At 38.3% G+C, this 26,858-nt stretch carries 21 protein-coding genes, 2 rRNA genes and 1 pseudogene (1 of these 24 running past the window's edge); 14 read left to right on the plus strand and 10 right to left on the minus strand.

Annotation, left to right across the window (positions count from 1 at the left end; translation table 11 throughout):
- Positions 1 to 37 precede the first annotated feature (37 nt).
- A complete protein-coding gene (locus LVD15_RS00975) occupies positions 38 to 898 on the plus strand; it encodes a lysylphosphatidylglycerol synthase transmembrane domain-containing protein (RefSeq protein WP_233778438.1) in 861 nt (286 codons plus the stop codon).
- On the opposite strand, the gene LVD15_RS00980 is transcribed toward LVD15_RS00975, so the two are convergent.
- A complete protein-coding gene (locus LVD15_RS00980; protein ID WP_233778439.1) occupies positions 895 to 1,380 on the minus strand; it encodes a nuclear transport factor 2 family protein in 486 nt (161 codons plus the stop codon). The genes LVD15_RS00975 and LVD15_RS00980 overlap by 4 nt on opposite strands.
- Positions 1,381 to 1,515: 135 nt before the next feature.
- Between LVD15_RS00980 and LVD15_RS00985 the strand changes: the two genes are divergently transcribed.
- A complete protein-coding gene (locus tag LVD15_RS00985) occupies positions 1,516 to 2,670 on the plus strand; it encodes a tetratricopeptide repeat protein (RefSeq protein ID WP_233778440.1) in 1,155 nt (384 codons plus the stop codon).
- Positions 2,671 to 2,673: 3 nt separating this feature from the next.
- Here the strand turns inward: LVD15_RS00985 and LVD15_RS00990 are convergent, their stop codons facing one another.
- On the minus strand, positions 2,674 to 3,474 hold the full coding sequence (locus LVD15_RS00990) for a hypothetical protein (protein ID WP_233778441.1): 801 nt from the start codon (positions 3,472 to 3,474) through the stop codon (positions 2,674 to 2,676).
- Positions 3,475 to 3,504: 30 nt separating this feature from the next.
- Positions 3,505 to 3,855: an arsenate reductase family protein gene (locus LVD15_RS00995; protein ID WP_233778442.1), complete on the minus strand. Its 351-nt coding sequence runs from the start codon at positions 3,853 to 3,855 to the stop codon at positions 3,505 to 3,507.
- A gap of 90 nt (positions 3,856 to 3,945) precedes the next feature.
- On the opposite strand from LVD15_RS00995, the gene LVD15_RS01000 reads away from it, so the two are divergent.
- The 3 genes from LVD15_RS01000 to LVD15_RS01010 all read left to right on the plus strand — a co-directional run bounded on the left by LVD15_RS01000 (position 3,946) and on the right by LVD15_RS01010 (position 6,155).
- Complete coding sequence (locus tag LVD15_RS01000; RefSeq protein ID WP_233778443.1) at positions 3,946 to 4,569, plus strand: nucleotide-binding protein; 624 nt, start codon at positions 3,946 to 3,948, stop codon at positions 4,567 to 4,569.
- A 2-nt stretch (positions 4,570 to 4,571) separates the two neighbouring features.
- Positions 4,572 to 4,931: a hypothetical protein gene (locus LVD15_RS01005; protein WP_233778444.1), complete on the plus strand. Its 360-nt coding sequence runs from the start codon at positions 4,572 to 4,574 to the stop codon at positions 4,929 to 4,931.
- Positions 4,932 to 5,015: 84 nt separating this feature from the next.
- A complete protein-coding gene (locus tag LVD15_RS01010; protein WP_233778445.1) occupies positions 5,016 to 6,155 on the plus strand; it encodes a cystathionine gamma-synthase in 1,140 nt (379 codons plus the stop codon).
- Here LVD15_RS01010 and LVD15_RS01015 read toward each other — a convergent pair.
- Complete coding sequence (locus LVD15_RS01015) at positions 6,152 to 8,269, minus strand: tetratricopeptide repeat-containing sensor histidine kinase (RefSeq protein ID WP_233778446.1); 2,118 nt, start codon at positions 8,267 to 8,269, stop codon at positions 6,152 to 6,154. The genes LVD15_RS01010 and LVD15_RS01015 overlap by 4 nt on opposite strands.
- A 213-nt stretch (positions 8,270 to 8,482) precedes the next feature.
- On the opposite strand from LVD15_RS01015, the gene LVD15_RS01020 reads away from it, so the two are divergent.
- Complete coding sequence (locus tag LVD15_RS01020) at positions 8,483 to 9,241, plus strand: hypothetical protein (RefSeq protein WP_233778447.1); 759 nt, start codon at positions 8,483 to 8,485, stop codon at positions 9,239 to 9,241.
- A gap of 78 nt (positions 9,242 to 9,319) precedes the next feature.
- Here LVD15_RS01020 and LVD15_RS01025 read toward each other — a convergent pair whose 3' ends face one another.
- On the minus strand, positions 9,320 to 10,447 hold the full coding sequence (locus LVD15_RS01025) for a hypothetical protein (RefSeq protein WP_233778448.1): 1,128 nt from the start codon (positions 10,445 to 10,447) through the stop codon (positions 9,320 to 9,322).
- A 1-nt stretch (position 10,448) separates the two neighbouring features.
- Complete coding sequence (locus tag LVD15_RS01030; protein ID WP_233778449.1) at positions 10,449 to 12,215, minus strand: HSP90 family protein; 1,767 nt, start codon at positions 12,213 to 12,215, stop codon at positions 10,449 to 10,451.
- A 245-nt stretch (positions 12,216 to 12,460) separates the two neighbouring features.
- Here LVD15_RS01030 and LVD15_RS01035 point away from each other — a divergent pair, with 245 nt between their 5' ends.
- From LVD15_RS01035 to bioA, 8 genes and pseudogenes are all read left to right on the plus strand, one after another.
- Positions 12,461 to 14,371, plus strand: coding sequence for a tetratricopeptide repeat-containing sensor histidine kinase (locus LVD15_RS01035; RefSeq protein WP_233778450.1), 1,911 nt, complete (start codon positions 12,461 to 12,463; stop codon positions 14,369 to 14,371).
- A gap of 3 nt (positions 14,372 to 14,374) precedes the next feature.
- Positions 14,375 to 15,019 (plus strand): response regulator transcription factor, encoded by a 645-nt coding sequence (locus LVD15_RS01040; protein WP_233778451.1) that lies wholly within the window; start codon positions 14,375 to 14,377, stop codon positions 15,017 to 15,019.
- Between the two features lie 110 nt (positions 15,020 to 15,129).
- Positions 15,130 to 15,552 carry a hypothetical protein gene (locus LVD15_RS01045; RefSeq protein WP_233778452.1) on the plus strand — a complete coding sequence of 141 codons (423 nt, stop codon included), beginning with the start codon at positions 15,130 to 15,132 and terminating at the stop codon, positions 15,550 to 15,552.
- 217 nt (positions 15,553 to 15,769) lie between these two features.
- A complete protein-coding gene (locus LVD15_RS01050) occupies positions 15,770 to 16,366 on the plus strand; it encodes an LURP-one-related family protein (protein WP_233778453.1) in 597 nt (198 codons plus the stop codon).
- A 156-nt stretch (positions 16,367 to 16,522) separates the two neighbouring features.
- The gene (locus LVD15_RS01055) at positions 16,523 to 17,383 is read left to right on the plus strand and encodes an SDR family oxidoreductase (protein WP_233778454.1); all 861 of its coding nucleotides are present in this window, start codon (positions 16,523 to 16,525) and stop codon (positions 17,381 to 17,383) included.
- Positions 17,384 to 17,486: 103 nt separating this feature from the next.
- Positions 17,487 to 18,611 carry an aminotransferase class I/II-fold pyridoxal phosphate-dependent enzyme gene (locus tag LVD15_RS01060; protein ID WP_233778455.1) on the plus strand — a complete coding sequence of 375 codons (1,125 nt, stop codon included), beginning with the start codon at positions 17,487 to 17,489 and terminating at the stop codon, positions 18,609 to 18,611.
- A complete protein-coding gene (bioD, locus tag LVD15_RS01065; RefSeq protein WP_233778456.1) occupies positions 18,608 to 19,222 on the plus strand; it encodes a dethiobiotin synthase in 615 nt (204 codons plus the stop codon). Before LVD15_RS01060 ends, bioD begins: the two co-directional genes overlap by 4 nt.
- Positions 19,209 to 20,478, plus strand: a pseudogene (gene bioA, locus LVD15_RS01070) (adenosylmethionine--8-amino-7-oxononanoate transaminase). Before bioD ends, bioA begins: the two are co-directional and overlap by 14 nt.
- A gap of 4 nt (positions 20,479 to 20,482) precedes the next feature.
- Here bioA and LVD15_RS01075 read toward each other — a convergent pair.
- From LVD15_RS01075 to LVD15_RS01090, 4 genes are all read right to left on the minus strand, one after another.
- A complete protein-coding gene (locus LVD15_RS01075; protein WP_233778457.1) occupies positions 20,483 to 22,105 on the minus strand; it encodes a mechanosensitive ion channel family protein in 1,623 nt (540 codons plus the stop codon).
- Between the two features lie 12 nt (positions 22,106 to 22,117).
- Complete coding sequence (locus LVD15_RS01080) at positions 22,118 to 24,841, minus strand: hypothetical protein (RefSeq protein WP_233778458.1); 2,724 nt, start codon at positions 24,839 to 24,841, stop codon at positions 22,118 to 22,120.
- 108 nt (positions 24,842 to 24,949) lie between these two features.
- Positions 24,950 to 25,061, minus strand: a 5S ribosomal RNA gene (rrf, locus tag LVD15_RS01085).
- A 79-nt stretch (positions 25,062 to 25,140) separates the two neighbouring features.
- Positions 25,141 to 26,858: ribosomal RNA gene (locus LVD15_RS01090) — 23S ribosomal RNA — on the minus strand; it runs 1,164 nt beyond the window's last position.

Genomic DNA, 26,858 nt, shown 5'->3' on the forward strand with positions numbered 1-26,858 from the left:
ATTAAGGCATATAAAGATTCCCGCTTCAGTAAAGCTTTTGCTTAAAATATTAATTAGCGGATTAGCCATTTACATCACTATAAAGAAAATTGATGTGAAAGAGGCAATTAACGTTATTACCCATTGCAATATTTACTGGCTTCTAATAGCGGTTTTATTATTCAACGTATCCCAATGGATAAGTGCTGTCAGGCTCAAAAACCTATTAGAAGAGCTTAGCATTCAAGCCTCATATTGGTTTCACATCAAGCTATTTTATTTTGGAATGCTTTATAATATAATATTACCTGGAGGTATAGGTGGAGATGCCTACAAAGTGATTTTACTAAAAGGCCAATTTAATAAAAGAGGAAGAGATATACTGAAAGCGTTATTTCTTGACCGACTCAGCGGATTGGCCGGCCTACTATTCCTTGCACTAATATTGGCATTGATCATTAACATGCCGTGGAATGAAAATTTCAACACCCTGACCTTGCTATCATCAATTTTAATATACCCAGGCTACTTTTTAGTCAATAAATTTATCTTCCCTTCCTTCACCAAAAGCTTTCTATCGGTAAACATTTTGGGAATACTTATGCAAGGCACCCAAGTTATCTGTGCTTACTTTATACTGCTAAGTCTGGGTGCTGAAGCCAACTACTTAAGTTATCTGCTGGTGTTTTTGGTATCTTCTATAGCTACCATTATCCCAGTGACTTTAGGAGGTCTCGGTATGAGAGAGCTGGTATTTTTATATGCAGCTGATTTTTTAGTCTTTGATAAAGAAACGGCTATTGCTCTTTCACTGCTTTTCTTCCTGATTACTGTGGCATCATCATTACTTGGACTTTTTGTTAATCCTAAGTTAAAAGAGAGCACCGCCCCTGAGCTCAGTACTTCTCCAGAATATTAATATTTACGCTGTATCTCTTCAGGCACGTCACAGTTCTGCCAGTTTCTGGTATCGGTGATATGAAAAATTTTCCAGCCGGCTTCACTTTTAAACAGATGGAAGGCATCTACTCCGCAGTGGCTAAACTTATCATCTGCATAAAAAGCATACTCCGCCCATACCTGAGCCAAATGCCCATCAATACGAATTTCAACATTCCAAATTTCTTCATTCCACTCTACATCATGCGGAGTACCCACACTTTTTAGAAATTCGATTAACGTCCCCTGATGTAAAACTGGCTTACCAGAACGATCAGTAAACACGGAGTACATCTCAGCCTGCTCCGAAAAAGCTGAACGAACCAAATCACTATCCCCTTTCTCCATGCCTTCAAAAAGTGTATCAATTACTTTTCTCACGGCCTTAGCCTCCTGTTCGGTTTTATCAGTATTCTGCGCATAGCTGTGCAAGCTTATCAGTACACAACATAATGCTAGCATATTTCTCATCATATTATCTAAAATAACCAATTCCTTCCAACTTTTTATCTATCAAGCCTTTAAAGGCCACGTTGCCTATTTGGATAATATTAATTATACTGCATATAAGTATATCGATATGACACTAACCACCAAATGAACCGATACACCATCATATTTTTCGTATTTTTTACTATTGCATTCGCCTGCAACGGCCAATACCTGGATAGCCTAGAAAAAGAACTAAAAACAGCGACTAACGAAGAAAAGGTAGATATTCTCAATAAGCTTTTTGTAGTGCATCATCAGCTTAACCCTAAACCGGCCTTAGAATATGCCTCCCAGGCACTGGACTTAGCCTCCTCCATTGACTACAAGAAAGGTAAAGCCGCTGCACTCAATAATCTGGGGGTTATTTATAAAAATCAGGGAGTTTATAACAGAGCCCTTGAGTACTATAAAACCTCATTAAAGCTAAGTGAAGAAATAAATGATAAAAGAGCCATAGCCTCCACTACTAATAATTTAGGGGCTATCTACTCCCTTAAGGGTGATCATGAAATGGCCTTAACTTATTTCACTACCTCCATTGAACTGTTCACTGAACTTGATGACCAAAAACAGATCATAGGTGCCTTAAACAATCTGGGCAATGCCTATAATGACGATGGTAAGAAGATAAAGGCACTTCAATATTTTAACGAATCTATTGAGCTCGCTGAGCAACTCGGCATTACCAGTAGAACACCGGAGCCTCTCAATAATATTGGTAATATTTACTTTTACAACAAAGATTTTGAAAAAGCCCTGGAATATTATGAACGCTCCTATGAAGCAGAAACCAAGTCTGATAATATTTTAGGACAAGCGCAGGCACTCTCTAATATCGCCGCCACATACTACGAAACTCAACAGCTACCTAAGGCCAAAACTTATTACCAGCAGGCAGAGCAATTAGCCGACTCTATCAGTGCTTATATGGTGTTAGTAGTCACTTATGATGGGCTATCTAAAATTTATGCCCAACAAGAAAAGTACAAAGAGGCCTATGAAGCCAGGCTTAATTATGATCAAACCCAAGAGATCATTTACACTCAGGAGAAAGGCAAAAACAGCTCTCAATTAGAAATAGCTACAGAACTACAACAAAAAGAGAAGGAACTAGAAGTCCTGAAAAAACAAAACCGTATTAAACAGCTGCAAATAGAAAAAAGCAGGATTGTGATTATACTGAGTATAATGGGAGTGATTATGATTTTAGGAGCGATCTTTATTCTTATTAAAGCGAAAAAAGTAAAGTTTAAATTTTAACTTTTACTTTATTTGATAATGGATATGATCATCATGCCTTACTGCATGGCAGCCATGATAACGCACCTTATCGTAACCTGTTAACTGCCACCTTTCTTTTAAATGAGGTTCAATAAATATTTTTGATGCCTTGTCACTTCCGGCCATTAACTGCAGTAATCTTTTGGTGCGTGTGGCGTCCACATTATAATCATCTGCATGCCACTTAGGCACCAGGTAAGTGAGCGCTCCGTATTGGAAGAAGCCTTTTTCCGCACAGATTTCAGGGTAGTTAGACTCTCCATTTTTCGGAGCCTCGTAAATACCATAACCTATAAAAGATGGTGCATTATCAGACGCCCTGCCTGATGATTTATCGCTATAATAAAAAGCCAGATCTATCTTTCTTCCATCATTATGACTCCAATGGGGCAATAATGGAAAGCCATCAAAAAAAGGAAAGTTGGCATCCAGGTAATTAGTTTTTGTATCCGGAAACTCCTTTTTCATATCTATAGACAACCTCAGAATTTCATTTTTGAGATCAGGTGTAACATAATGCCTGTTGAGCAAACAAGTGGTAATGTTTAATGGCCTGAGATTTCCTGTAAGCGGCAGCGGCACCCTACCGAACAAAGGAGCTAAGGCAGGCACTAGCATCAGCGTACTTAATATGTAGAAACCAAAAAACAGCAAGAGTGCCTTAATAGCGCTCCATGAAAGTTTTCTGGCGATTAAAACGGTGACTAAATAAACAACCCCTCCTATTTGCGTAAAAACAGTAAGCAGGAGAAATAACAAGACATGCCTTAAAACCTTCAACATAGGATCATCATTGATAAATCTAACCTCTTATTATGAAAGCTTATTCTTCACAGCCTCCACATTCTTTTTAGAATTACCGATAAAGATCTCCCCGTCTATCACAAAAACAGGCCTTTTGAGGAAAGTGTACTCTTCTAAAATATAATTTTTATAATCCTCTTCAGACAGCTGCTTTTCTTTTAATCCCAGCTCTTTATATTTTCGGGCTACGCGGCTGAACAAGGCTTCATAGCTTCCTGCCAGTTTTTTCATTTCTTCCAGCTGCTCTGCTGTGATTTTATCTGTTTTTATATCCTGATATTCAAACTCTTCACCTATTTCCAGTTCTTTAATGATGCGCTTGCAGGTATCACAAGTAGAAAGATAATAAACCTTTTTCATGAGCTTTTTTGAGATCAAAGCTAAACCGTTACTCCTTTCACTGCAAATTCTTATTTGTTTTTAATCCCTCCTATAATTATTTTTAGCCCAATGACTAAGGTAATATCATTTGTAAGCAGAAAAGGGGGCACCGGTAAAACAACCAATGCCATCAACCTGGCTACCATGCTCAATAATCTGGGACACAGCGTAGCTCTTATTGAAACAGACACCAACTATACGCTTAGCACACTACGCAAGATGGAGGTGTACAAGTCTGGTGCTAAAGCCAACTCAATTTTTGAAATACTCGGCTCTAAAGATGATAAAATTGCTGATGAGATTATAGCGCTCAAGGCCAAGAACCGTTATGACTATATAATAGTAGACAGCGCCGGAAAACCTACTGACGAAGGCATAAAAAAACTGTGTCTGCAAAGTGATGCTGTGGTAGTGCCTACCAGTCTTACCCAAAACGACCTGCTGGTAACTTACCAGACCATTACGGATCTCTCTCCGGCTAAAGACCTGAACGATAATTTAAAAATCATGGTTTTACCGAATAGGATCCATAGCATGACTAAAAACAAAACAATTCAGGAGGCAATGGGTAACCTTGATGCCACTATTCTGGATGTATCAGTACCACAAAAGAATTTATATGTTAACTTCAGCACTATATTGGCTGAAAAAGAATATTTGAACATTGCTCAGGCAATTATAAAAGAACTATAAGCATGGCTAAAAGAAAAAATCCACTATCAGACCTAGATGCATTTTTAAAGCAAGAAGCATCATCTCTGGTAAATCCTGATGCAATTAAAAATGAGGAAGAAAGCAATACAGCTCCAGCTGTAGAGACTAAAGCTCCAGAAAAGCCCAGCAAAGAGTTAATCATAAAACTATTGCTTCTTTTAGCTGAAGAAGAAGGTTCTCAGTTCCAAGACTCTTTTTACGATATCATTAAATCTACCCAGGAGACGCTAGGCCTACACTCTTCTGAAGACAAAATGCTGATGAATACTATCCTGTATTTACAAAATAAACCCAATTGGAAAGAAAGCATAGCTGACTACTGGAGTAAGCTGGGCGTTTAAGTTTACTAAAGAAAAGCTAATTATTATTTTTCTCTATAGTGAAAATCCTAGCTTTGTAATCTATCACTAAGACGTTAATAGATTATGAAATTTGGAACTAAAGCTATACATGCAGGCGTAGAGCCCGATCCTTCTACCGGAGCTATCATGACGCCTATTTTTCAGACCTCCACTTATGTTCAGGCCTCACCAGGAGACCATAAAGGATATGAGTACTCCAGAACCCAAAACCCTACGCGTGATGCCCTTCAAAAAAGCATTGCCGCTCTGGAAAACGGAAATCACGGATTATGTTTTTCTTCTGGTCTGGCAGCCATTGATGCCGTTATAAAACTTCTTCAACCAGGAGATGAAGTAATAGCAGCTAATGATCTCTACGGTGGCACTTACCGTTTATTCACTAAAGTGTTTGCTAAATATGGCATTAAATTTCACTTTGTAAGCCTAGAAAAAGCAGAAGCTGTTTCTGACTTAATTAATGACAACACCAAACTCATATGGGTGGAAACTCCAACCAACCCTATGATGAATATCATCGATATAGCTGCCGTTTCTGAGATAGCTAAAAAGCACGATCTACTTTTAGCAGTAGATAATACTTTCGCTACTCCTTACTTGCAAAATCCTATGGACATGGGCGCTGATATAGTAATGCACTCCGTAACCAAGTACCTCGGTGGACACTCAGATGTGGTAATGGGCGCATTGGTAGTAAATGATGAAAAACTAAAAACTGACCTGGCGTTTATCCAAAACAGCTGCGGAGCCACTCCCGGCCCTCAAGATTGCTTTTTGGTACTGAGAGGTATAAAAACACTGCACATAAGAATGGATCGCCACTGTGAAAACGGCAGAAAGGTTGCTGAATTCTTAAAAGATCACCCTAAAGTAGAAAATGTTTACTGGCCAGGACTGGAATCTCACCCCAACCATGATATTGCTAAAAAGCAAATGAAAGACTTTGGCGGGATGATTTCATTCACCCTAAAAGGCGATAATAAAGCGGAGGCTTTTAGAATAATGGAAAGCTTTAGATTTTTCTCTTTAGCTGAATCTCTGGGAGGAATAGAGTCTATGGTAAACCACCCTGCTACTATGACTCATGCCAGCATACCTAGAGAAGAAAGACTTAAAATAGGTTTATTAGATTCTTTAATCAGGCTTAGCGTGGGCATAGAAGATGCTGATGATCTTATTGCTGACCTGAAAGCGGCTTTAGCTTAATAAAAGGCCGTTTCATCATCAGAAGTACTTAAGGCAGTGGGGAATTTTAAAATAAACTCACTGCCTTTTCTATATTCCGAAATGAGTGTTATCGATCCTCCTAACTTCTCCACCAGGTTCTTTACTATAGCTAAGCCCAAGCCATTAGAACTCTCTCCTGCAGTAGGTCTGGCGCTGAGTTTTACGAATTTCTTATATAAATTTTTCTTATCCGTCTCACTAAAACCCTGACCAAAATCCTTTACAGATATTACAAAGTGATCTACCTCTTTCACTGCGCCTAGTATTACTTTACTATCTGGCTTAGAAAACTTAATAGCATTAGAAATAAGGTTATCTAAAATACGAGAAAGGTGCAACTTACCTGTTTCCACTATTAGCTCCTCTCTTGCTTCGTTCACCTCTAGCTGTACTTTTTTAGCTTCGGCATCTGATAAAAAACTCTGATACTTTTCTTTCAAAAAGGCATTGATATCTACTTTAGTCAGCTCTTCTTTTTCTCCATTTCTTTCAAAAGCATTTATTTCCAAAAGATCGCTGATTAGCTCCAGACCAGACTCTGCCACATCTTTTTGCAGGTCTAGCAAATGCCTCTGCTCTGCCTCTACAGAACTTTTACTTAGCACCTGCGCTAACCCTTTTATTCTGCTAAAAGGAGACTTAAGGTCATGTGCCACTATGCTCATTAAAGTATCCTTTTCATTATTCAGGTCCAACAAGTTTTTATTTTGCTCTGTCAGCTTCTGATTCTGCAGCTCTATCTGGTCATTCTTTTCCTTTATCTGTTGCTGATGAGTTTTAATTTCATTGTTTTTCAACAGCAGGCTTTCGTTCACCTGCTTAAGCTTTCTACCAGAATACCATAATACCAGCAAAAGAAATAGCGCAGCCCCTATCACTATTATAAGGATAACATTGGCATATCGATGCTTTTCCAAAAGGGCTTCATCTCGCATTTGCTGAGATTTTAACAATTCATTTTCCGCATCCCTTTCGCCTAGCTCCAGCCTGGATTCTATGCGTTCAATCTTATTATTAACAGCTACATCATTCAGCTTTCCTTTTAACCGATGATATTGCTGAAAATGATCAAAGGCACAATTAACATCTCCCTGCTTTTTACATATCTCTGACAAGTAATACTGAATTTCCCACTCCAGGTTAATATCTCTGGTTTTATTCAGTAAACTTTCCAGTAATGACTTCGCTGATCCCAATTTATTTTCTTCATAATAAATCTTACCCAATAGCAGGTCTACCCTCACTTTTAAACTTTCATTACCAGACTCTCCCAAATGGATCAGCGCTTCATTAGCATAGCCCAGAGCACTATCATAAGTATGTTCATTAAAGTATAGGCTGGCTATTCCTAAGTTTATATTAACCAGGTTGATATTATCATTCAGCTTGTAAGCCTCCCGACGAGCCTGCATATAATATTCAAATGCAGTATCATATTTGGCCATTTTCTGATTTATCGAAGCCAACTCTAGCAAGATAGAAATACGACCAGCCGCACTACCAGTTTCATTCCTGATAGCCAAAGCACGTAATGACATATCAAGGGCCTTTTCATAATTCTCTTGTTGAAGGTATAGCTCAGAGAGGCTCTTATAAACATAGCTGAGTCCTCGTTCATTACTATGCCTTTTGAATATATTTAAGGACTTTACATAATAATCATAAGCTCTTGCATGATCTCCCCTGGTCATAAAAAGGCGCCCAAGACTATTCAAGGAATGAGCATATTGCGTAGAATCTTGATGAGCCAAAGCCTCCTCTGAGGCCAAAGTATAATAATCAAAGGCTTTGATGCCGTTTCCCTTATAAACATAAGCTAGCCCCATATAATTATAAGTATTAGCCAGATTGTACTGTCCATCGTAATCATTTACTTTCACCAGATTAATGGCCTGAGTACAATAATAGATAGAGCTATCAGGAAAAGACTTACGATACTCCCACGCCAGCCGGTTATAGGTTTTAACCTTAGCAGTATCATTCAACTCTTTTGAAAGAGTACTACGAAGACTATCTATAACATCAACATCTTGTGCACTTATAGAATAGCTTATTAAAAAAAAGAAATGAAATACAATTAAAAGCCCTCTCATTTAAATGACCGCTTACTGCCTAAAATGAATTACACTAAATTTTACTTTTGAGTTCAAAGATGTAATTTAAAAATTATGATTTAATAGTGGTAATCAAGCTGAAAAGCTTTAAGATTAAATTTTACAACTAATTGAATAACAAACACTTAAAAGAATAAATTAAAACTTGGCATTATGATTGTTTAATTAACAGTAAATCAAACAAAAAATGCCATGAAGAAATTATTACTTATAGCTGTGTTGATGACAGGGGTTTCATTGCATAGTAGCCAGGCCCAACGTTTTATAGCATCTTTTGGAGTACAACATAGTTGGGGAGTACCTACAGTGGTTTCTCATGTAGTATATGATAACTACCATGGCTATGAATGGGTACATACGAAAAGACATTACCTTCATGGCCAACTTTTCTTTGATGTAGTACTTCAGCAAAGCAATTATTTCATAGAACTAAGAGTAGACAATTTCGGACATGTCGTTCGTAGAGAATATGTAGATTACTACCCTTTACATGATCATATCTGTGGCAGTTACTGTGGTTATTATAGTAATTATTATAACAGCCATTATTCTGCTTGTCATGATCATCATCACCATGGACATAACCATGTAGTGTATGTAAACCCTGCACCTCGCCGTGTAGTTTATGTGCAACCTAAAACTACAGTTGTTTATAAAAACAATTCTTCTCACCACCATAGCAACAGACCTGTCTCTACTCGTAGAAGCACTGTTTCTAACAGTAGAAGCCAGCCAGCAAGAAACAGAAGATATTATGATGCTGACAAATATGAATCTAACAGCAGAAGTAGAAGAAATTATGATGCTAAAAAGTATGAATCTAATAATAGTGGATCTAGAAAATCTAGCACATATAACAGTTCAAAATCCAGCAATAATTCAAACTCCAGAAGCCGATCTGCCAGAAGCACTAGCGTAAATAACAGCAGTAGAAGCAGACGAGGTAATTAGAAAAAGCTCAATTAGTCCAAAAAAGAAGGCCATTCAATAATTTGAATGGCCTTTTATTATTTCAACAACCTACAAGCATTAACAATACTTCTCTACCCAAAGCAGATTCTCCTCCACAAATTCATTATAATGATTATTGCCATTTCTGTTATCTAACAAAGTGGCGTAGTGAAAGGCCATTTCCTCAAACCATAATTGGAGCTTTTCGGTGTAATATTCACCTTCATTTTCTGTTTGCAAATGATCAAGCGGCAATGCTCCATTTATAGCAAGCTTAACAGTAGGCTTATCTTTACGAGCCATACATTTAAACACAATTCCTGAGTACATATAAAAGTACACAAACATAAAGTCTGACTTACGCACCTTCAAAGAAGGAAACTGAGCTTCAAATATTTTTCTGGCTGTTACAAAGTCTCCTTTTATAGATAGATAAGGGAGTAGCTGGCAATATACTTCTACTTCCTCTGTTGTTCCATTAAGTTCTTTTAGTGTTTTATAAAGCATGTCCTCTGCCAGTGCCTCCTCTCCCAGCTCTATAGCAGGTATGATCAATTTCGGATAAGTAATCATAGGAACTTCAGCGCAAGTAAGCTTTCCGCTAAGTATGGGTTGAGCCATTTCAATGGCCGTTTTATAATCTTTTGTATCTATGAATACATCCAAAATGCTATTCAGCTCACACGCAGAGCAATCCATTAACCGCTCCCACTTGGCCGGCGCTCTTTTATAAGCCTCATAGGCCTCCAGTGTCTTTTCATGTTTACCTAAAGAAGAATATACTTTTAAAAAACAGTATTGGATAACCCTGTCTGTAGCCCCAAAATCACGATAACGGCGCTCAAACTCGCTAAGTAATGAATTGATCTTTTCTAATGAGATATTATGAAAACCGGGCAATAAATTAATCACCCATTTAAAAGCCCATAATACGGAGCTATATCTAAACCTACCGGGGTGCTCATCACAGATCTTCAGAAACCATGGATATTGAGCTATCATTTCCTCTTGATAATTAAGAAAACAACATTGCTGCAAAAACTCATATCGGGCCTCGAACTCCAAGTCCAGATCTTTAAAGAACATAGCTTTGCGTATACATTTAAAAGCCAAATCTTTATTATCAAGAGTGGTTTTAGCTCCTTTTAGATAATTAACAGCATTATAAACATCTTCAACAGTATCTAAATTATTATACGCTGCCATATTAATAGGTTTTATTTAAAATATACATCAGGTTTTTATTCATTCCTTCCAGCTCCTCCTGGTTTAGAGGGTAATGCCCCATAAGCATAGCATTAAAATAAAGAGACTGAATAAGCGCCTCCTCCATGCCTTCATGAGCCTTTTCTAAAAGTTTTTTTACTATAGGGTTATTATAATTCAGATACAATTTAGAGTTAAATGAAGCTGATGGTTCATAAACAGCCCCTGTTATACCTGCCCAGAGATCATTACTTTCTTCTTGTATTCTACCCACATCTCTATCCATCAGTTTTTTATTAGAGAGGTTATAAATGGCTGGTATATTATCCGGTTCAAACTGTTTTATTTCAAGCTCGCAATCGTAATTAAGCAGGTAATCCTGAAGGCGCATGAGCCTCTCCTGAGTTTGATCATATACCTCAATATCCAGAGGCATTAAAATATTGCCAAAATGCTCTGTATCAATTCTTTGATAAACATGATCACTATCTTGCCTACTGGCTAGAAGTAAAATATCGGCATCATAAATATAGCCGGCATTAATTATTAACCTATTTTGAGCCCGTGCAATAGGCACTATCTGTCTGAAATCATCTATATCAGGCACATAGGTAATTGTTTTTCCTCTTTTCTTTATCTGCTCTAAGCTAAGCGGCCCTTCTGAGGTAGGGAAGATAAACCAGTTGGCTATGAAATTAAAGAAATCAACATTATTAAGCGCAGTGCTCTTTAGCGCCTGATTATGAATAGAAATAATATTTTCCAGCGACTTAGGAGAGGTTTGACTAAGGCCTATTAAATATTCTATAATTGAAGCTCCTAACTCTTCTTGTACCTCATAAAAAGCTTTGTCTTTATACAAGTCTTCTCTTGATGCCGTAGGTGCCAGGTTAGAAGAATTAACCACTGCTTTCACAAAAAAGGCCCATTCTGGTAGCAGATCTTTATTATCTGTAGAAATGAGCATATTTTTTATATATACATGATTATGCTGAGCTGTGGCCACACCTGTAGGCCTCGGAAAAACATAGCCGATACCTCTCGTTTTGCCTGTGGAATCAGTTAAAGGGATGTAATTAGAAAAGTTTTCATTAAACACTTCTCTTCCAAAATTCAAAATTGTATCACCCTGTGCTCGGCCATTGCTCCACGGGAAATAGTTAATAATCGTTTCTCTCTTCTCTCCATCAATAAAAACCTCTATAGGAATTCCTAAAAACTCACCATATAGCTTCAATAAACCTACCAACTGCTCAGGATGCATTTTTAGCTCTTCCTTAATTTTCAAAGTTACAGTAGTACCCACTTCCTGAGAGGCCGGACTTACTTCAGTGCTGTACGTTCCATCTACACGGCCATTCCAAACAACTACTTCTTCCGCCTTTAAAGATTTAGTAATTACATTAATCTCATCGGTAACCATAAAACAGGATAGCAAACCAATACCAAACTGCCCTATAAAATCTTCTGACCTTCTGCGTAAAGCATCTTGACTTTTGGAGCTTGAACCTATCCTTGATAAGAATTCTGTAACCTCCTCTTGAGTAAGGCCAATACCATTATCCTTTACTTTTAGCACCTGCTCATCATCTCTATGAAACAGTTCTACCTCTATAAATTCATTAAAAGTATCTTCCTTTTTCCTCGCACTAATGGCGTCTACTGCATTTTGTAGCAGTTCTCGTATAAAAACTTCTTTATGAGAGTATAGGTTATCAGAAAGCACTTTGAGCAGTCCTGATAAATTCACTTGAAATATTGATTCCATCCTTCCCAATTTTTAATTGCTAGCTTATTGTTACACTTAATTTAGCCTGCTTCACATTAAATTTTATAAAAAATTTAAGATCTATTAGCCGGTAAGTGAGGCCCAAAACTATGTAATTAGATTCAAAACGAAGCAATGAAGCTCCATTACCTACTTATAATTAAGCTATTAGATTCGTGATTTAATAGATTTAGCAATTAGTTTAAAAAATAAGTAATATTTTTGTGCTGGAAATTTTACTAAGCATGCCGGCAATTAGGTTTTTTTTTATACTTCTTCTTTTTTTCACCTTTCAAGCAAATAGCCAAGACCAAGAGCAGGATCAGTACTCTCACTTTAAAGCTTTCGGCAGATTACCTAATGAAGTAGATTATTCTCTATATCAGGCGCTGCATCAGGCACGGCTACCTATGGAGAAATTGGCTTACATGGATACCATAGGCATTATATTTATGCGTACAGATTTGGTAGACTCTGTCATTCACTATGGCCGTGAGATGCACCAGATCATTAGCACCCTTAGCCCTGAAGAAGCCAATGTTATTTATTACGAACAAAGAGCCTATTTTTATGAAGGAGTAGGAAAACGTGAAATTGGCCTTTTAGATGATGCCATCGCCACTTTCATAAAAGGAATAGAGCTACCTGTAGAAGAAGATAACACCATGCAGAAATTTCTGCAATTGGGCCTCGCTAGAACCTACCTGGCCAAAAGAGAGCATACTAAAGCCAATGAAATCATTCAAAAACTGAGTACCAATCGGGACGAACTCAGCCTTACTTTGTCCATTATGCTTACTAAGGCAGATTATTACTTCAGTAAAAGTAACCTGGATTCTGCCATAGTCACTTATAATCAGGTACTCCATGAAGAAAAGATTGATAATTACCCTAAACTAAAATTGCACGCACAAGTTCACCTGGGTATTATTCAATCCATAAATGGAGCTAAAGAAGAGGCTTTATCGGTTTTCTTAAAAGTGAAAGATCAGGCTCTGGAAAATGGATTTTATGATTTATACATTAAATCCATTCTTCATGAAGGTAAAATTTACAGCGAGCAAAAAGATTATACTATAGCCGAAGCCGCGTTAAGCATGGCCTACATTAACTCTGTTTCATGGAATAGACTCATGTTACAGCGACGAGTAATAAGAGCTTTAGTTGACCTTTATGTTACCAAAGAAGATTATAAAAATGCTTTTAGTCTTATGACTCAGGATGCTTCCATTACCAGAATGATATCAAATAAGCAAAATCAACTGCAGTTAAGAGACATAGAGCTAAAGTATGAGACCCTGCAAAAAGAACGCAAAATTGATAATTTACAGAAGGAGCAAATCAAAAAAGAAGCTGAAATAAGCAGGCAAAAAACCATAAAAAATGCAATTCTAATCGGTTTCTTCGTAATTCTGGCTCCCATTATCCTTCTACTTGTGGTATACTACCAAAAGCTACAAGCCCAAAGTTTGCTTAACAAGCAGCAAGAAGAACTTAACAAGCAAGAGGTTCAATCCTTATTACAATCTCAAGAATTACAACTTGCCAAAACCTCTATAGCAGCCCAAAATGAAGAGCGCAGCAGAATAGCTCGTGAGCTGCATGACAGTATTGGAGGCAACCTGGCAGGTATAAAATTACAAATGAATAACATTACTCACCAGGATGCATATATAAAACAGCTGATGCAACAGCTGGACACCACTTATGAGCAAGTAAGAGAAATATCTCATAGCCTTATACCCAAAGTTTTCAAAGATCAGGCCTTTACCCAGCTGGTATCTGCTTACATCACTAACTTATCAAACACGCAAGAGACACAACTACATTTCAATGTTTATCCTGAATCAGAAATTGATCAGTTAGATCAAAAACTACAGGTAATGCTCTTTAACCTGATCAAAGAACTGGTTACTAATGCCTTTAAACATGCTAAAGCCACTGTTATTAATTTACAGCTCAGCTTACTGGTAGATGAAGGCACTATTGAATTACTTTATGAAGACAATGGAGTAGGTTTCGATATCAACAAAACAGGTAAAGGTATTGGTTTAAAAAATATGGAACACCGGGTAGAAACCTTCAGTGGAACCATGGCTATAGATAGTGCAGAAAATAGAGGAACAGTGATTAGTATAAGTATCCCAAAAGCTTAAAAAATGGAAAAGATGTATACGGTAATAATTGCAGATGATCATGCCATGTTTACAGATGGCCTTAAAAGTATTTTAGCTAACGAAGCAGACATACAGATAAAGCTTACTGCCTCTGACGGACAGCAAGTGATCAACTTCCTAAGAAGTCATAACTCAGACATCGATCTGGTTATTACTGACATTAATATGCCCGATATGAATGGAGTAGCCTTAAATGGCCTTATTAAAGATGAGTTTCCACATATAAAAACACTAGTAGTAAGTATGCTGGAAGATGCTCAAAAAATAAAGACGCTCACTGACTCTAAAGTGAATGGCTACATCTCTAAAAATTCTGAAAAGCATGAACTACTTACCGCTATAAGAACAATACTCAAAGGCAGTAACTATTTCTCAGAGCGCATAAAAGAGGCGATGATGAAAGCCATGTTTGAAGCTAAGAATGCTCCTGAGATAATACTTACCGAAAGAGAAAAAGAAGTAATAAAACTGATAGCAAAAGAGTATACCACTCAGGAAATAGCTGACACCTTATTTCTTAGTAAGCACACTATAGAAAGCTACCGAAAAAGCCTTATTTCTAAGCTACAGGTAAGAAATCTGGCAGGTTTAACCCGCTATGCCCTTGAAAATGGACTGGTAGACTAATACGCCATCCCTGAATATGGGGTAGATTAATTCACTATTTATGGTCTACCCCACGTACCACTCTATCCCCACCTTTGCATCATAGTAATCCACAAAAAATATTAAAAACTATGATTTACGGAATCACATTAATTTTACTTAGCATCATTGCAGTACCTTCATTAATTCTTGCTAAAAAACCGAACGCAAAAGAATTATTAGCTAAAGTTGAACCTTACCAAGGATGGATAGGCCTGGTATTCTGCTTCTGGGGAGTATGGGGAATCATCTCGGCTATATTAAATCTTGGCTGGCTCACCACAGCTCCTGTATGGTGGATCACCCTATTAGCTGGTAGCGTAGTAGAAGCAGGTTTAGGTTTTATGTTAGGCTTCGCGCTTATGAACAAATTATTCTTAGGTAGCAACCCTGCTGCAAAAGAAAAAGCAGCCAACTTACGTGAAAAAATAGCCCCTAAACAAGGTAAATTAGGCGTATTAGGTATAATAGTAGGATGTTGGATGATTGTTGCTTCATTCCTATTCACTATCTAATCAAAGATACTCTAATCGCTCTTCCTTATATGTTTTCCTGAACGAGCATAATGGCGGAGCTGCAAGGCTGCCCCCACACAGGCAGCCTTGCGTTAAATAAAACCAGACTAAACAGGTGACTTTCATTCATCGAAGGGGTATATAAACCATAGAAAAACTTAATACATACAAAATATTAAACAAATAAGTCAATTATTGACATCAACCCGTATTTACGATGCAAAACATATCATACCCAGTCAATTTTAAATTTAGGGTCTCTACTTTAGCCAATGACTTTGTGGCTAAAGATGCCAATGAACAAACTTTTGCCTATGTGAGGCAAAAAATGTTTAAGCTAAAAGAAGATATCCAGATTTACGAAGATGAAAGCAGATCTAAAGTAAACTACAGCATAAAAGCAGACAGGTGGCTTGATTTCTCTGCCGCTTACGCTTTTAAAGATAGCCAAGGAAATGAATTTGGTAAAATAGTGCGAAAAGGATGGAGATCAATCTGGAAAGCCCGCTATGAAATTATCAATAAAGAAGAACAACCTCAATTTTCTATTAATGAAGAAAACGGATGGGTTAAGGTATTTGACTCTTTGATGAGTGAAGTGCCCGTTGTAGGGATTTTTACCGGCTACATGTTTAACCCATCATACATAGTTACTGATAAGGAAGGGCAGCCTATTATAAGGTTGAAGAAAAAAGCATCTTTCTTCGGAAGAAAATTTGAGTTAACAAAAATAGGCATGGTAAAACCTGAAGACTCAGAAAAAATAATGCTAGGCCTTATGATGATGATCTTACTAGAGCGACGCAGAGGATAAAGAAAAGATAAAGTTTTAGAAAAGCACCTTAAATATTTGAGGTGCTTTTTTATTTTAGCACTAGGCATAAACAGACTTAAGCATATTTCCCTCCTACCGAGCATCCTTCATCAATCTTTTTGATAACTTTAATATCAAACCAAATAAAAAAACGCTATGACTGGAATGCTTAAACCTGACTCTTTAAAAGACAAAACAATTATAATTACCGGCGGCGGTACTGGCCTGGGCAGATCTATGGGTAAATACTTTTTAGAACTGGGGGCTAACCTGGTTATTACCAGCCGAAAACAAGACGTACTAGACAAAACCGCCCAGGAATTAGAAGAAGAAACCGGTGGCAAAGTTCTTCCCATCTCCTGCGATGTACGCCAATACGAAGAAATTGAAGCAGTAATACAAGCCGCAGAAGATCAATTCGGGCAGATACACGGTATTTTAAACAATGCAGCGGGTAACTTCATCAGCCCTACAGAAAGACTCTCCAACCGTGCTTTTGATATAGTAGTAGACATTGTTTTAAAAGGAACTTATAACTTCACCCTCGCAGCTGGCAAGAACTGGATTAATAAAAATCAACCTGGCACCTTTCTAAACATAGTTACCACTTATGCCTGGACAGGATCTGGCTATGTAGTACCATCTGCCTGCGCCAAAGCCGGAGTATTGGCCTTAACCCGATCCTTAGCGGCCGAATGGGCTAAATACAATATTAGATCAAATGCTATTGCTCCCGGCCCCTTCCCTACTGAAGGCGCATGGAAAAGATTATTTCCCGGAGACTTAGCTGAAAAAATAGATCCATTGAAACGGATTCCATTAAAACGATTTGGAGAACATCAGGAATTAGCTAACCTGGCGGCTTACCTGATGAGCGAATATTCTGCTTATGTTAATGGAGAAGTGATCACTATAGATGGCGGAGAATGGCTCAATGGTGCCGGTGAATTTAATAACCTGGAAGCGGTGCCGCAGGAAATGTGGGATCAAATGGATAAAATGAGAAATAAAAAATAAGAAGTCCTTCTCCTAATTTCTACTCACATAGCATTATCCTATATCTTTGTCTGTTTAATCAGAAAAGAATTTTAATGCGGCCCAGCATCTGCTGAATGTGAACATGAAACTTGAGGAGCAATTAAACCAAAAACTGATAGCCAGGCAAGAGCAAAACTCGCTCAGAAGCCTGGTTACTACAGATAAGCTAATAGACTTTAGCTCTAATGACTACTTGGGACTTGCCAGATCAGAAGAGTTATATCAGCTTATCAAAACCAAAACTGATAGTTTAAAGAAAAATGGAGCTACAGGCTCCAGACTTTTGGCCGGTAATTATGACTATATCGAATATGTAGAGCATAAACTATCTGAAATTTTTCAATCAGAAAAGGTCCTTATTTTCAACTCTGGCTATAATACCAATTTAGCCGTTCTATCCTCCATTCCTCAAAAAGGCGATACCATTCTTTATGATGAAATGTCGCACGCATGCATAAAAGATGGAGCACGCCTCAGCTTGGCTAATCGTTACAGCTTCAGACATAATAATCTTGACGATCTAAGAAAAAAGCTAGGTAAAGCCAGCGGTCAAATTTTCATTGTAGCCGAGGCCATTTACTCCATGGATGGAGATCAATGCCTTTTGCCTGAGCTCATTGAACTTGCGCAAGAATATGAGGCTGAAATAATACTAGATGAAGCACACAGCACTGGCGTAATGGGAGCAACAGGCAATGGGTTAAGTGGCGCTTTGGAGGTTCAAAATAACATTTTCGCAAGAATATATACTTTCGGTAAAGGCATGGGAATACACGGGGCCGCAGTAGCAGGGTCAGCCACGCTAATTAACTACCTGATCAATTTTGCCCGGCCTTTTATTTACACTACTGCTCCTGCACCGCATCAGGTGGCGTCTATTGAAGCGGCTTTTGAATTTTTATTGGAGCATACTCATTTGCAAAAATCTCTTGCCGATAACATTCAATATTTCAAAAAGTGCATTAATAAACTCAATGGAAAATTTAAGCTCACCCCCAGCAACCACGCTGTCCAAGGTATAATTATTCCAGGTAACGAAAATGCGAGACAAGCAGCCATATCACTTCAAAATAAGGGATTAGATGTTAGGGCCATTTTAGCACCTACCGTAAAAAAAGGAACGGAGAGGTTGCGCGTATGTCTGCATTCATTTAACTCTCATGATGAAATTTGCCATTTGATTGATAGCTTAGCGGCTTTATCATGAACTACTTTATATCAGCAATAGGAACAGATAGTGGGAAAACGCTGGCTTCGGCTATAATTACCAAAGCGTTAGGCGCAGATTATTGGAAACCTGTACAAGCAGGAGACCCCACAGATAGCAACTCCATCAGGCAGTGGCTTGGTACTGATCAAATTATTCATCCTGAAGCCGTTTACTTAAAAACGCCAGCTTCACCACACTATGCAGCAGAGCTGGAAAATGTAGAACTAAAAATCGATCAGATTCAGGCGCCCAATACTAAAAACGATCTTATTATTGAAGGAGCAGGCGGCCTGATGGTACCCTTGAACCACACGGAGTTTATGATTGATCTCATTCCGCATTTCAACGCAGAGTTAATTCTCATCTGTAATGTGTATTTAGGTAGCATCAATCATACTTTATTATCTCTAGAAGCTATTAAGCAAAGAGGATACCCTTTCAAAGGAATAATTTTTAATGGTCCGGATATTAAATCTACTAAAGAAGTAATACTAAAGCACTGCCCCGCTCCATGCCTATTACATATTGCTGAAGAAGAAAAAATTGACACCGCTGTTATCACAAAATATGCTGAGCAGCTAAAGAATAATTGGAATGAATTGGATTGAAAGAGACAAGCAAAGTATTTGGCATCCTTTTACCCCTCTATTAGGTGTAGATGATCCTTTATATATAAAATCTGCAGAAGGTGCCTATTTGATTACTGAAGATGGCAGGAAAATTCTTGATGCCGTATCATCATGGTGGGTTAACCTACACGGACACTCTCACCCCGTTATAGCTAAAGCTATTGCAGAACAGGCCGCCTCACTTGAGCACGTTATTTTTGCAGGCTTCAGTCATAAGCCAGCCATTACATTGGCTGAAAATCTATTATCCATTCTACCGGAAAATCAGGATAAAATATTCTACTCTGACAATGGTAGTACTGCAGTAGAAGTGGCGCTAAAAATGTCGTTTCAATATTGGTTTAACAAAGGCGATGTTAGAAAAAAAAGTAATAGCCATAGATGGTGCTTATCATGGAGACACTTTTGGTGCTATGTCGGTTGGAGAAAGAGGGGACTTCACCAAACCTTTCAACGAGCATCTATTTGAAGTTGAATTTATTGATTTCCCAACTCCTGAAAATGAATATGAAGTGTTCGAGCATTTCAAAAACATTATCAGCACTAATGAAGTGGCCTCTTTTATTTTTGAGCCAATAGTGCAGGGAGCTTCTGGCATGCGTATGTATAGTGAACAGTTTTTAGACAAGCTGATTAACTATGCCCAAAGTCATAACATACTTTGCATAGCCGATGAAGTAATGACAGGTTTCGGCAGAACTGGAAAGCTTTTCGCCTGCGATCATATCGATAGTAACCCAGACATCTTTTGCCTTTCTAAAGGCCTTACAGGCGGCGCTATGGCCTTAGGCGTAACCTCATGTACAGCAGAGGTAATTGAGGCTTTCAACTCGCCTGATCTCCATAAAACATTTTTACATGGCCATTCATTCACAGCCAATCCTATTGCCTGTGCTGCGGCAGTAGCTAGTTTCAACATACTAAACGCTGCTGACTGCCAGTCTAACATTAGCAGAATAGAACAAAAGCATCAGGAATTTCATGCTAAGTTAAAAGGGCATTCAAGGATCAAAGATATCCGATACAAAGGAACCATCTTAGCTTTAGAGTTTTACACAGAAAAAGACAGCTCTTATTTTAGTGAGATGCGGAATCAGTTATATCCTTTTTTCCTTAAAAATAACATACTATTACGTCCCTTAGGCAATCTTATATATCTTATCCCTCCATACATCATTACTGATGCCGAACTAGATAAGATATATAATGCCATTGAAGAGTTTTTAGCACTCTAGCAAATTAATTTTTATTCTTCTTCAGGTAATCCTCCAGTTTGTTTTTAAGCTCGGAGGATGCCTTTACATACTCAGGCGAATTACCTTTTTTCTCAGGAAAAGTCTCCACATGCAAAGTCTGTGTAGGAAATGCGAAATTCACGCCTAATGCTTCTGCCAGTTTTACAACTTCTAATAAAACCTCATGTCTGGCTCTAAGTTCATCAGACCAGCTTGGTACTTTAAAAAAGATATAGAACATGATATTGAGTGAAGAATCAGCCATATCATTAAAATGAATTTCAAAGTAATCCTTTCGGGTTTCGGGGTGTTTCTTCACTACCTCTTTTAACCCTTCTACAAACACTTCTATAAGCTCGGGAGGTGTATCATAAGTAAGAGCAATATTAGTATTAAATCTTCTGTAAACCCGCAGACCATGGTTATCAATCATCTGATTAGTAATGATACCATTCGGAATATACATCACAGAATTTCTGAAAGTTCTGATTCTGGTAGATCTAAAACCTACTTCTTCAACAGTACCATCTACATTACCTGAGGTAATCCAGTCACCAACCTGAAACGGCCTGTCTACAAAAATTAATAAGGAACCGAAAAAGTTTTTAATGGTATCTTGTGCAGCCAAAGCAAAAGCCAAACCTCCTATGGATAACCCTGCTATTAGTCCTGTAATATCAAACTCCAGATTATCTAATATAAAAAGCCCGCCTACTATCACTACAAAGGTCTTAAGCACCTTCCTTAAAAGAGGTACCAGCTGATCATCCAGAGTACTCTCCGTTTTGTCTGCCAGCTTAGCCAGGTAAATGCATATGATGTCAACCATCTTATACAAAAACACTATAGCAAAAATAGGCCAAATAGCTCTGAGTGCCAGTATCACATATTTGCTCATAGTAATAGGCAGCTGTAGTACCGGCACAAATAAAATGAGCAAAGGAAATATTACCAGAAAACTGATAGGCCTAGCCACCGGTATAATCACTTCATCTGCTAACTTTTTGTATCCGAACTTAAATAAGAGCTGAAGTATTAATTTTTCGATGAGAAAAGTAAAGAGTTTATGTAATACAAAGGCCATAAATATAAGTATCAACAGCCCGATCATCTGCCAGATATAAAGGCCCAATACTTTTTTACTTCCAAAAGAAGGCAGTAGTTCTAACAGCTTATCGGTACCAAAAGGATATACTTCATCATGCCATTTTGAAATATTTCTAACCGCCTTCTTAGAGAAATACCAGCGCTTACCCACCTTTTCCACATATAATTCCGGATACTTCTTGGTGAGATAATATCTGTGCTTATTGGTTAAACTGTCTCTATAGTTAGCCGTATGAGGCACTTCATCTAAGTCGATGAAAATAGCATTACCATCCAGCACCTGCTTTAATTTTATGGCCAGACTTTTAGCTTCTTTAGCATCAACTTGCTCAGAGTTAAAAGTCTTAGCAGCCACTTCCGGGTGGTAGTTGTCGTCCTGCAAAAAGCTTAGATGAGTGTAAATAGTGTTATAAGGGGTAGATAAACTATACTCTAGTGGATCTTCGGCCTCAGAATCATCCTGTGCTACAGAATAGATAGAAACTAAAATAAGACTTAAAAAAATCAAAAACCTTCTCATGAATATTAGAAGTTAAAACTCGGTTATTATAAATGATTTGCCAGAAATACTATAAACTTGGTACTTATTATTATTTTCGAAAAACAGCGTAGCTATTTCAAACTCACTATCTAAAGGCTGAGCATTTACTAACTCGCCATTCTGATCATAGATATATGTAAACCCTTGCTGTTGATCGGTAATTGCATAAATTTTATTATCTGGGCTGAAATTGTAGAATTGAACTTTAAGCTCTCCAGAACTTAAATAATCTTTTGACAGAATTTCTTCACCTTTAGTATTCAAAAGCACCACTCTACCTAAATCCTGCCTTACTATTAAATATGTCTTGCTCAATGCATCTTGCACTAGCTGAAAAGAAGTTTGCTTAGTAGGTTGATACAATTGATCAGATTTAAGCACTTTACCTTCCAAATTCATTTGAATGAGCTTTCCTTCTCTGGAAAGCAATGTGAGTACAGTTTTAGAAAAATCCGATCCATATTGTAAAAATGGCTTCGTATCAAACCTAACTCCCAGTTTTAAAGGAAACCCTTTCATCATTTCCCCTCTTCTATTCATCACATTCACGTTACCATCTTGCTGTATGGCTACAATACAATCACGGCCTCTTACCCTAACATGAAAAGGGGCTGTAGCCAGCTTTCCTGTCGTCTCTCTTGGTGTCCAGCCTTCAAGGGCTACACCTTCCTTGTTATATAAATAAAGATTGCCCCGCTCCGTTCCTATTAAGAATCGATAGCGCTTAGACTTATCATAATCAACCACAGATGCAAACTGAATCCTATCCGCTTCTACCTTTACAGGATACCCATCAATGTAATTTCCTAATCGATCTATAATATGCATTCTCTCTGGTGTAGCAAAGAAATATTGAAGTTTACCATTTTTATAAAAGTCCACTTGCTCTACATCCGATATAATAGGCTGACCTATAGAATCTATCCATAGTAATTCGCCTTCTGATGATATCAATGAAATGTTATAAGCAGAATCCTGAACAAAAGTCTCTAACGAATTATCAACATGATTTTTAACTACAAATGGCTTAGTAATAAGAGGGATATTGCTTTCATAACTAACCAGAGGTTTAAAATATTGATTTTTAACAATGTACTGCTGCTTCTCAAATGCAAGTGCCAAACTGGTGTAAAAGCTATCATCTAATCTACTAAACTGTAATGACCCTAACCGAAAGCCTTTAAAAATAGCACCATACTTCTGGGCATATTCCCTCCAGGATGGATCTAAATCGGCCAACAGTCCACTCCATAGACTTTGAGTATTAAAAATGAGGTTTACGTTGGCCTCTTCTAAATTACTATCTAAAAACTTATTGAAGGCTACAGATCTCCCCCAGGTATTTTCACCTTCAATATCTGTAATCAACTGTTTCAAGGCTTGTATACTATTTCCAAAAACAATATAATCACTTAGGACAGTGTAATAGCATTCATCAAAACCTGAAAATAATGGGCCAAAAGCATATTTAGGAAAGCTCTCTACTTTAAGCTCTCTAATGTCTTGAGAAGAAAACTTTTCAACATACACCGAATCACCTTCCACCTTTGCCAGACTCTCTGAGAACGTGTTTAATTGATTCAGAGCTTGATTGATATCATTAGCACTGGCATAAACCAGTTTAGTTTCTTTAGACGTCCCAAAAGTCTCTACACTAGCCAGAGCCACCTCCTTCCCTAACCATGCATATAATTCATCAAATTTGAACTCATTAGCCTTTTCAAACTGAGCTCTCTCTTTTAAGTAATCAGGTGAATATTTAGTCCAGTACTCCTTCACCTTCTTTTGCCAACTCAAAGCATCTGAAAAACTGTACCTAAACAAAGTGGCTGTTAGGTTGGGAACAAAGTACTTAAGACTTGATGATGATGGCTCCTGATCTTTAAACGTATTTAAAAAATCACCTTCCTCTGTAGTCGTAAATCCATTAAATAAAACCTTATCTTCATTAACAGATAGATCTAAAAATATTGATTTCCCAAATTTTGACACCTTCCTACTGCCCTTTCTTAAATCTGACATCTGGAATGCTCCTATAAACTGGGAGAAGTTATTAATGTTTAAATACAAATTACCATCATCCTTAGCCAATTTAGGCATTTGGAAGATTTCATTATTTACATCTATAAATTTCTCTGCACCATCTCCATCCATTAAACGCACCACATCTTCAACTAAAAACGGGGTAAAGCTACCAATAAACACGTTTCTATCGATTAAATAGGTAAATGTCCTACCATCTGAAGTGATTTCAGTCAATTCATAGCCTTGATACATTCTTTTTTCAATAGAGCTCTTTTCTTTGAACCCATCTAAAATACCAGTAGCTATATTCTGACTTTCAACTGATGACAAATCGAGATAATAAGTGAAATCAAAGGTATTTTTACCTGTAACCTGCATAGAAATAAGTGTATTACTCGCCTTAATAAGCTTATCAATACGCCCTTCACTTCCGCCAATACTATCTAATAATTCAAGGTTGGTTTTAATCTTAGCAAAATCCTCAGCTTCAGATAGAGATTTCCAAATAGGAGTTTCAAGGAAATGATTCCACCTCTCCACTAAATTTTTAGATTCATATACCATTATTGTATTAGAAGGTACACGATCCCAAAGGTCTATTTTCTCAGAAAAGAATGATTTTTGAAAATATAAATAGCCACTGACAGCTATTGCACAAAGGATGGTTATGATTAGAGCTATTCGCTTCACGTATTTTGTTGGTTTTCATACAAATTAAACTAAAAACACTGACACGAAGTAAAAAAACTCTATAAAACAAAAAAACCCTTAACTGAATGAGTTAAGGGTTTTGATAAAGTCTGGCAACGACCTACTCTCCCACATGTTATTGCAGTACCATTGGCGCTGTAGGGCTTAACTTCTCTGTTCGGAATGGGAAGAGGTGGACACCTACGCTAGAGTCACCATAAAGTCTTAAATACTTTTTGACATATATATTATGAAAGAATTATGAACTACAACTTTTTCTCGGTAAAGGCCTATGGCCCTAGAGAAAGCTTACGGGTAATTAGTACTGCTCAGCTATGTCATTTCTGACTTTACACCTGCAGCCTATCAACGTTATCGTCTATAACGTCCCTTATAAAGAAATCTCATCTTGAGGTGGGTTTCGCGCTTAGATGCTTTCAGCGCTTATCCCTTCCCAACATAGCTACCCGGCAGTGCAGCTGACACCACAACCGGTACACCAGAGGTTAGTCCATCCCGGTCCTCTCGTACTAAGGACAGATCCTCGCAAATTTCTTACGCCCACAACAGATAGGGACCGAACTGTCTCACGACGTTCTGAACCCAGCTCGCGTGCCACTTTAATGGGCGAACAGCCCAACCCTTGGGACCTTCTCCAGCCCCAGGATGTGACGAGCCGACATCGAGGTGCCAAACCTCCCCGTCGATGTGAGCTCTTGGGGGAGATCAGCCTGTTATCCCCAGAGTACCTTTTATCCTTTGAGCGATGGCCCTTCCATACGGAACCACCGGATCACTATATCCGTCTTTCGACCCTGATCGACTTGTTGGTCTCACAGTCAAGCTCCCTTATGCTATTGCGCTCTGCGCACGGTTACCAAGCGTGCTGAGGGAACCTTTGAAAGCCTCCGTTACTCTTTTGGAGGCGACCACCCCAGTCAAACTACCCACCAAACACTGTCTCTGTATACAGATTAGGCATCACGTAAATAAAGGGTGGTATTTCAACAACGACTCCGCAATGCCTGGCGACACCACTTCATAGTCTCCCACCTATCCTACACATCATTTACACAATGTCAATGTTAAGCTATAGTAAAGGTTCATGGGGTCTTTCCGTCCCGTTGCGGGTAAGCGGCATCTTCACCGCTACTACAATTTCACCGAGCTCGTGGCCGAGACAGTATCCAGATCGTTGCACCATTCGTGCAGGTCGGAACTTACCCGACAAGGAATTTCGCTACCTTAGGACCGTTATAGTTACGGCCGCCGTTTACTGGGGCTTCAGTTCAATGCTTCTTCTTGCGAATAACATCCCCCCTTAACCTTCCAGCACCGGGCAGGTGTCAGGCCATATACATCATCTTTCGATTTCGCATAGCCATGTGTTTTTGCTAAACAGTCGCCTGGATCTTTTCACTGCGGCCTCTCTGCCGAAACAGAGGAGGCGCCCCTTCTCCCGAAGTTACAGGGCCATTTTGCCTAGTTCCTTAGCCACGAATCACTCGAGCACCTCAGGATTCTCTCCTTGACTACCTGTGTCGGTTTGCGGTACGGGTACCATTAACATAAGTTTAGAGGTTTTTCTTGGAAGTCTGATTAGGGCCACTATCCACGCTCCCGAAGGATTGTGGTACTATCAGGTTCAGCTAACAATACGGATTTGCCTATATCGTCATTACCTACACCCTTTAACGTACTATTCCGTCAGTACGCGAGCCTTTCACTACTCCGTCACCCCATCACTGTTAACGGTAGTATGGGAATATTAACCCATTGTCCATCGACTACCCCTTTCGGGTTCGCCTTAGGTCCCGACTAACCCTGATCCGATTAGCGTTGATCAGGAATCCTTAGTCTATCGGTGGGCGGGTTTCTCACCCGCCTTATCGTTACTTATGCCTACATTTGCTTTTCTATCCGCTCCAACATGGCTTACGCCACACCTTCGCCGCTGATAGAATGCTCCCCTACCCAGAATAAATTCTGCCAAAGCTTCGGTAGTATACTTTATGCC

This window comes from Fulvivirga maritima (assembly GCF_021389955.1).
GTDB lineage: Bacteria > Bacteroidota > Bacteroidia > Cytophagales > Cyclobacteriaceae > Fulvivirga > Fulvivirga maritima.

Excerpts from the sequence above, each read along its gene's own strand:
- LVD15_RS00980 (WP_233778439.1), bottom strand. The coding sequence starts at position 1,380 with ATGCTAGCATTATGTTGTGTACTGATAAGCTTGCACAGCTATGCGCAG.
- LVD15_RS00985 (WP_233778440.1), top strand. The coding sequence starts at position 1,516 with ATGAACCGATACACCATCATATTTTTCGTATTTTTTACTATTGCATTC.
- LVD15_RS00990 (WP_233778441.1), bottom strand. The coding sequence starts at position 3,474 with ATGTTGAAGGTTTTAAGGCATGTCTTGTTATTTCTCCTGCTTACTGTT.
- LVD15_RS00995 (WP_233778442.1), bottom strand. The coding sequence starts at position 3,855 with ATGAAAAAGGTTTATTATCTTTCTACTTGTGATACCTGCAAGCGCATC.
- LVD15_RS01000 (WP_233778443.1), top strand. The coding sequence starts at position 3,946 with ATGACTAAGGTAATATCATTTGTAAGCAGAAAAGGGGGCACCGGTAAA.
- LVD15_RS01005 (WP_233778444.1), top strand. The coding sequence starts at position 4,572 with ATGGCTAAAAGAAAAAATCCACTATCAGACCTAGATGCATTTTTAAAG.
- LVD15_RS01010 (WP_233778445.1), top strand. The coding sequence starts at position 5,016 with ATGAAATTTGGAACTAAAGCTATACATGCAGGCGTAGAGCCCGATCCT.
- LVD15_RS01015 (WP_233778446.1), bottom strand. The coding sequence starts at position 8,269 with ATGAGAGGGCTTTTAATTGTATTTCATTTCTTTTTTTTAATAAGCTAT.
- LVD15_RS01020 (WP_233778447.1), top strand. The coding sequence starts at position 8,483 with ATGAAGAAATTATTACTTATAGCTGTGTTGATGACAGGGGTTTCATTG.
- LVD15_RS01025 (WP_233778448.1), bottom strand. The coding sequence starts at position 10,447 with ATGGCAGCGTATAATAATTTAGATACTGTTGAAGATGTTTATAATGCT.
- LVD15_RS01030 (WP_233778449.1), bottom strand. The coding sequence starts at position 12,215 with ATGGAATCAATATTTCAAGTGAATTTATCAGGACTGCTCAAAGTGCTT.
- LVD15_RS01035 (WP_233778450.1), top strand. The coding sequence starts at position 12,461 with ATGCCGGCAATTAGGTTTTTTTTTATACTTCTTCTTTTTTTCACCTTT.
- LVD15_RS01040 (WP_233778451.1), top strand. The coding sequence starts at position 14,375 with ATGGAAAAGATGTATACGGTAATAATTGCAGATGATCATGCCATGTTT.
- LVD15_RS01045 (WP_233778452.1), top strand. The coding sequence starts at position 15,130 with ATGATTTACGGAATCACATTAATTTTACTTAGCATCATTGCAGTACCT.
- LVD15_RS01050 (WP_233778453.1), top strand. The coding sequence starts at position 15,770 with ATGCAAAACATATCATACCCAGTCAATTTTAAATTTAGGGTCTCTACT.
- LVD15_RS01055 (WP_233778454.1), top strand. The coding sequence starts at position 16,523 with ATGACTGGAATGCTTAAACCTGACTCTTTAAAAGACAAAACAATTATA.
- LVD15_RS01060 (WP_233778455.1), top strand. The coding sequence starts at position 17,487 with ATGAAACTTGAGGAGCAATTAAACCAAAAACTGATAGCCAGGCAAGAG.
- bioD (WP_233778456.1), top strand. The coding sequence starts at position 18,608 with ATGAACTACTTTATATCAGCAATAGGAACAGATAGTGGGAAAACGCTG.
- LVD15_RS01075 (WP_233778457.1), bottom strand. The coding sequence starts at position 22,105 with ATGAGAAGGTTTTTGATTTTTTTAAGTCTTATTTTAGTTTCTATCTAT.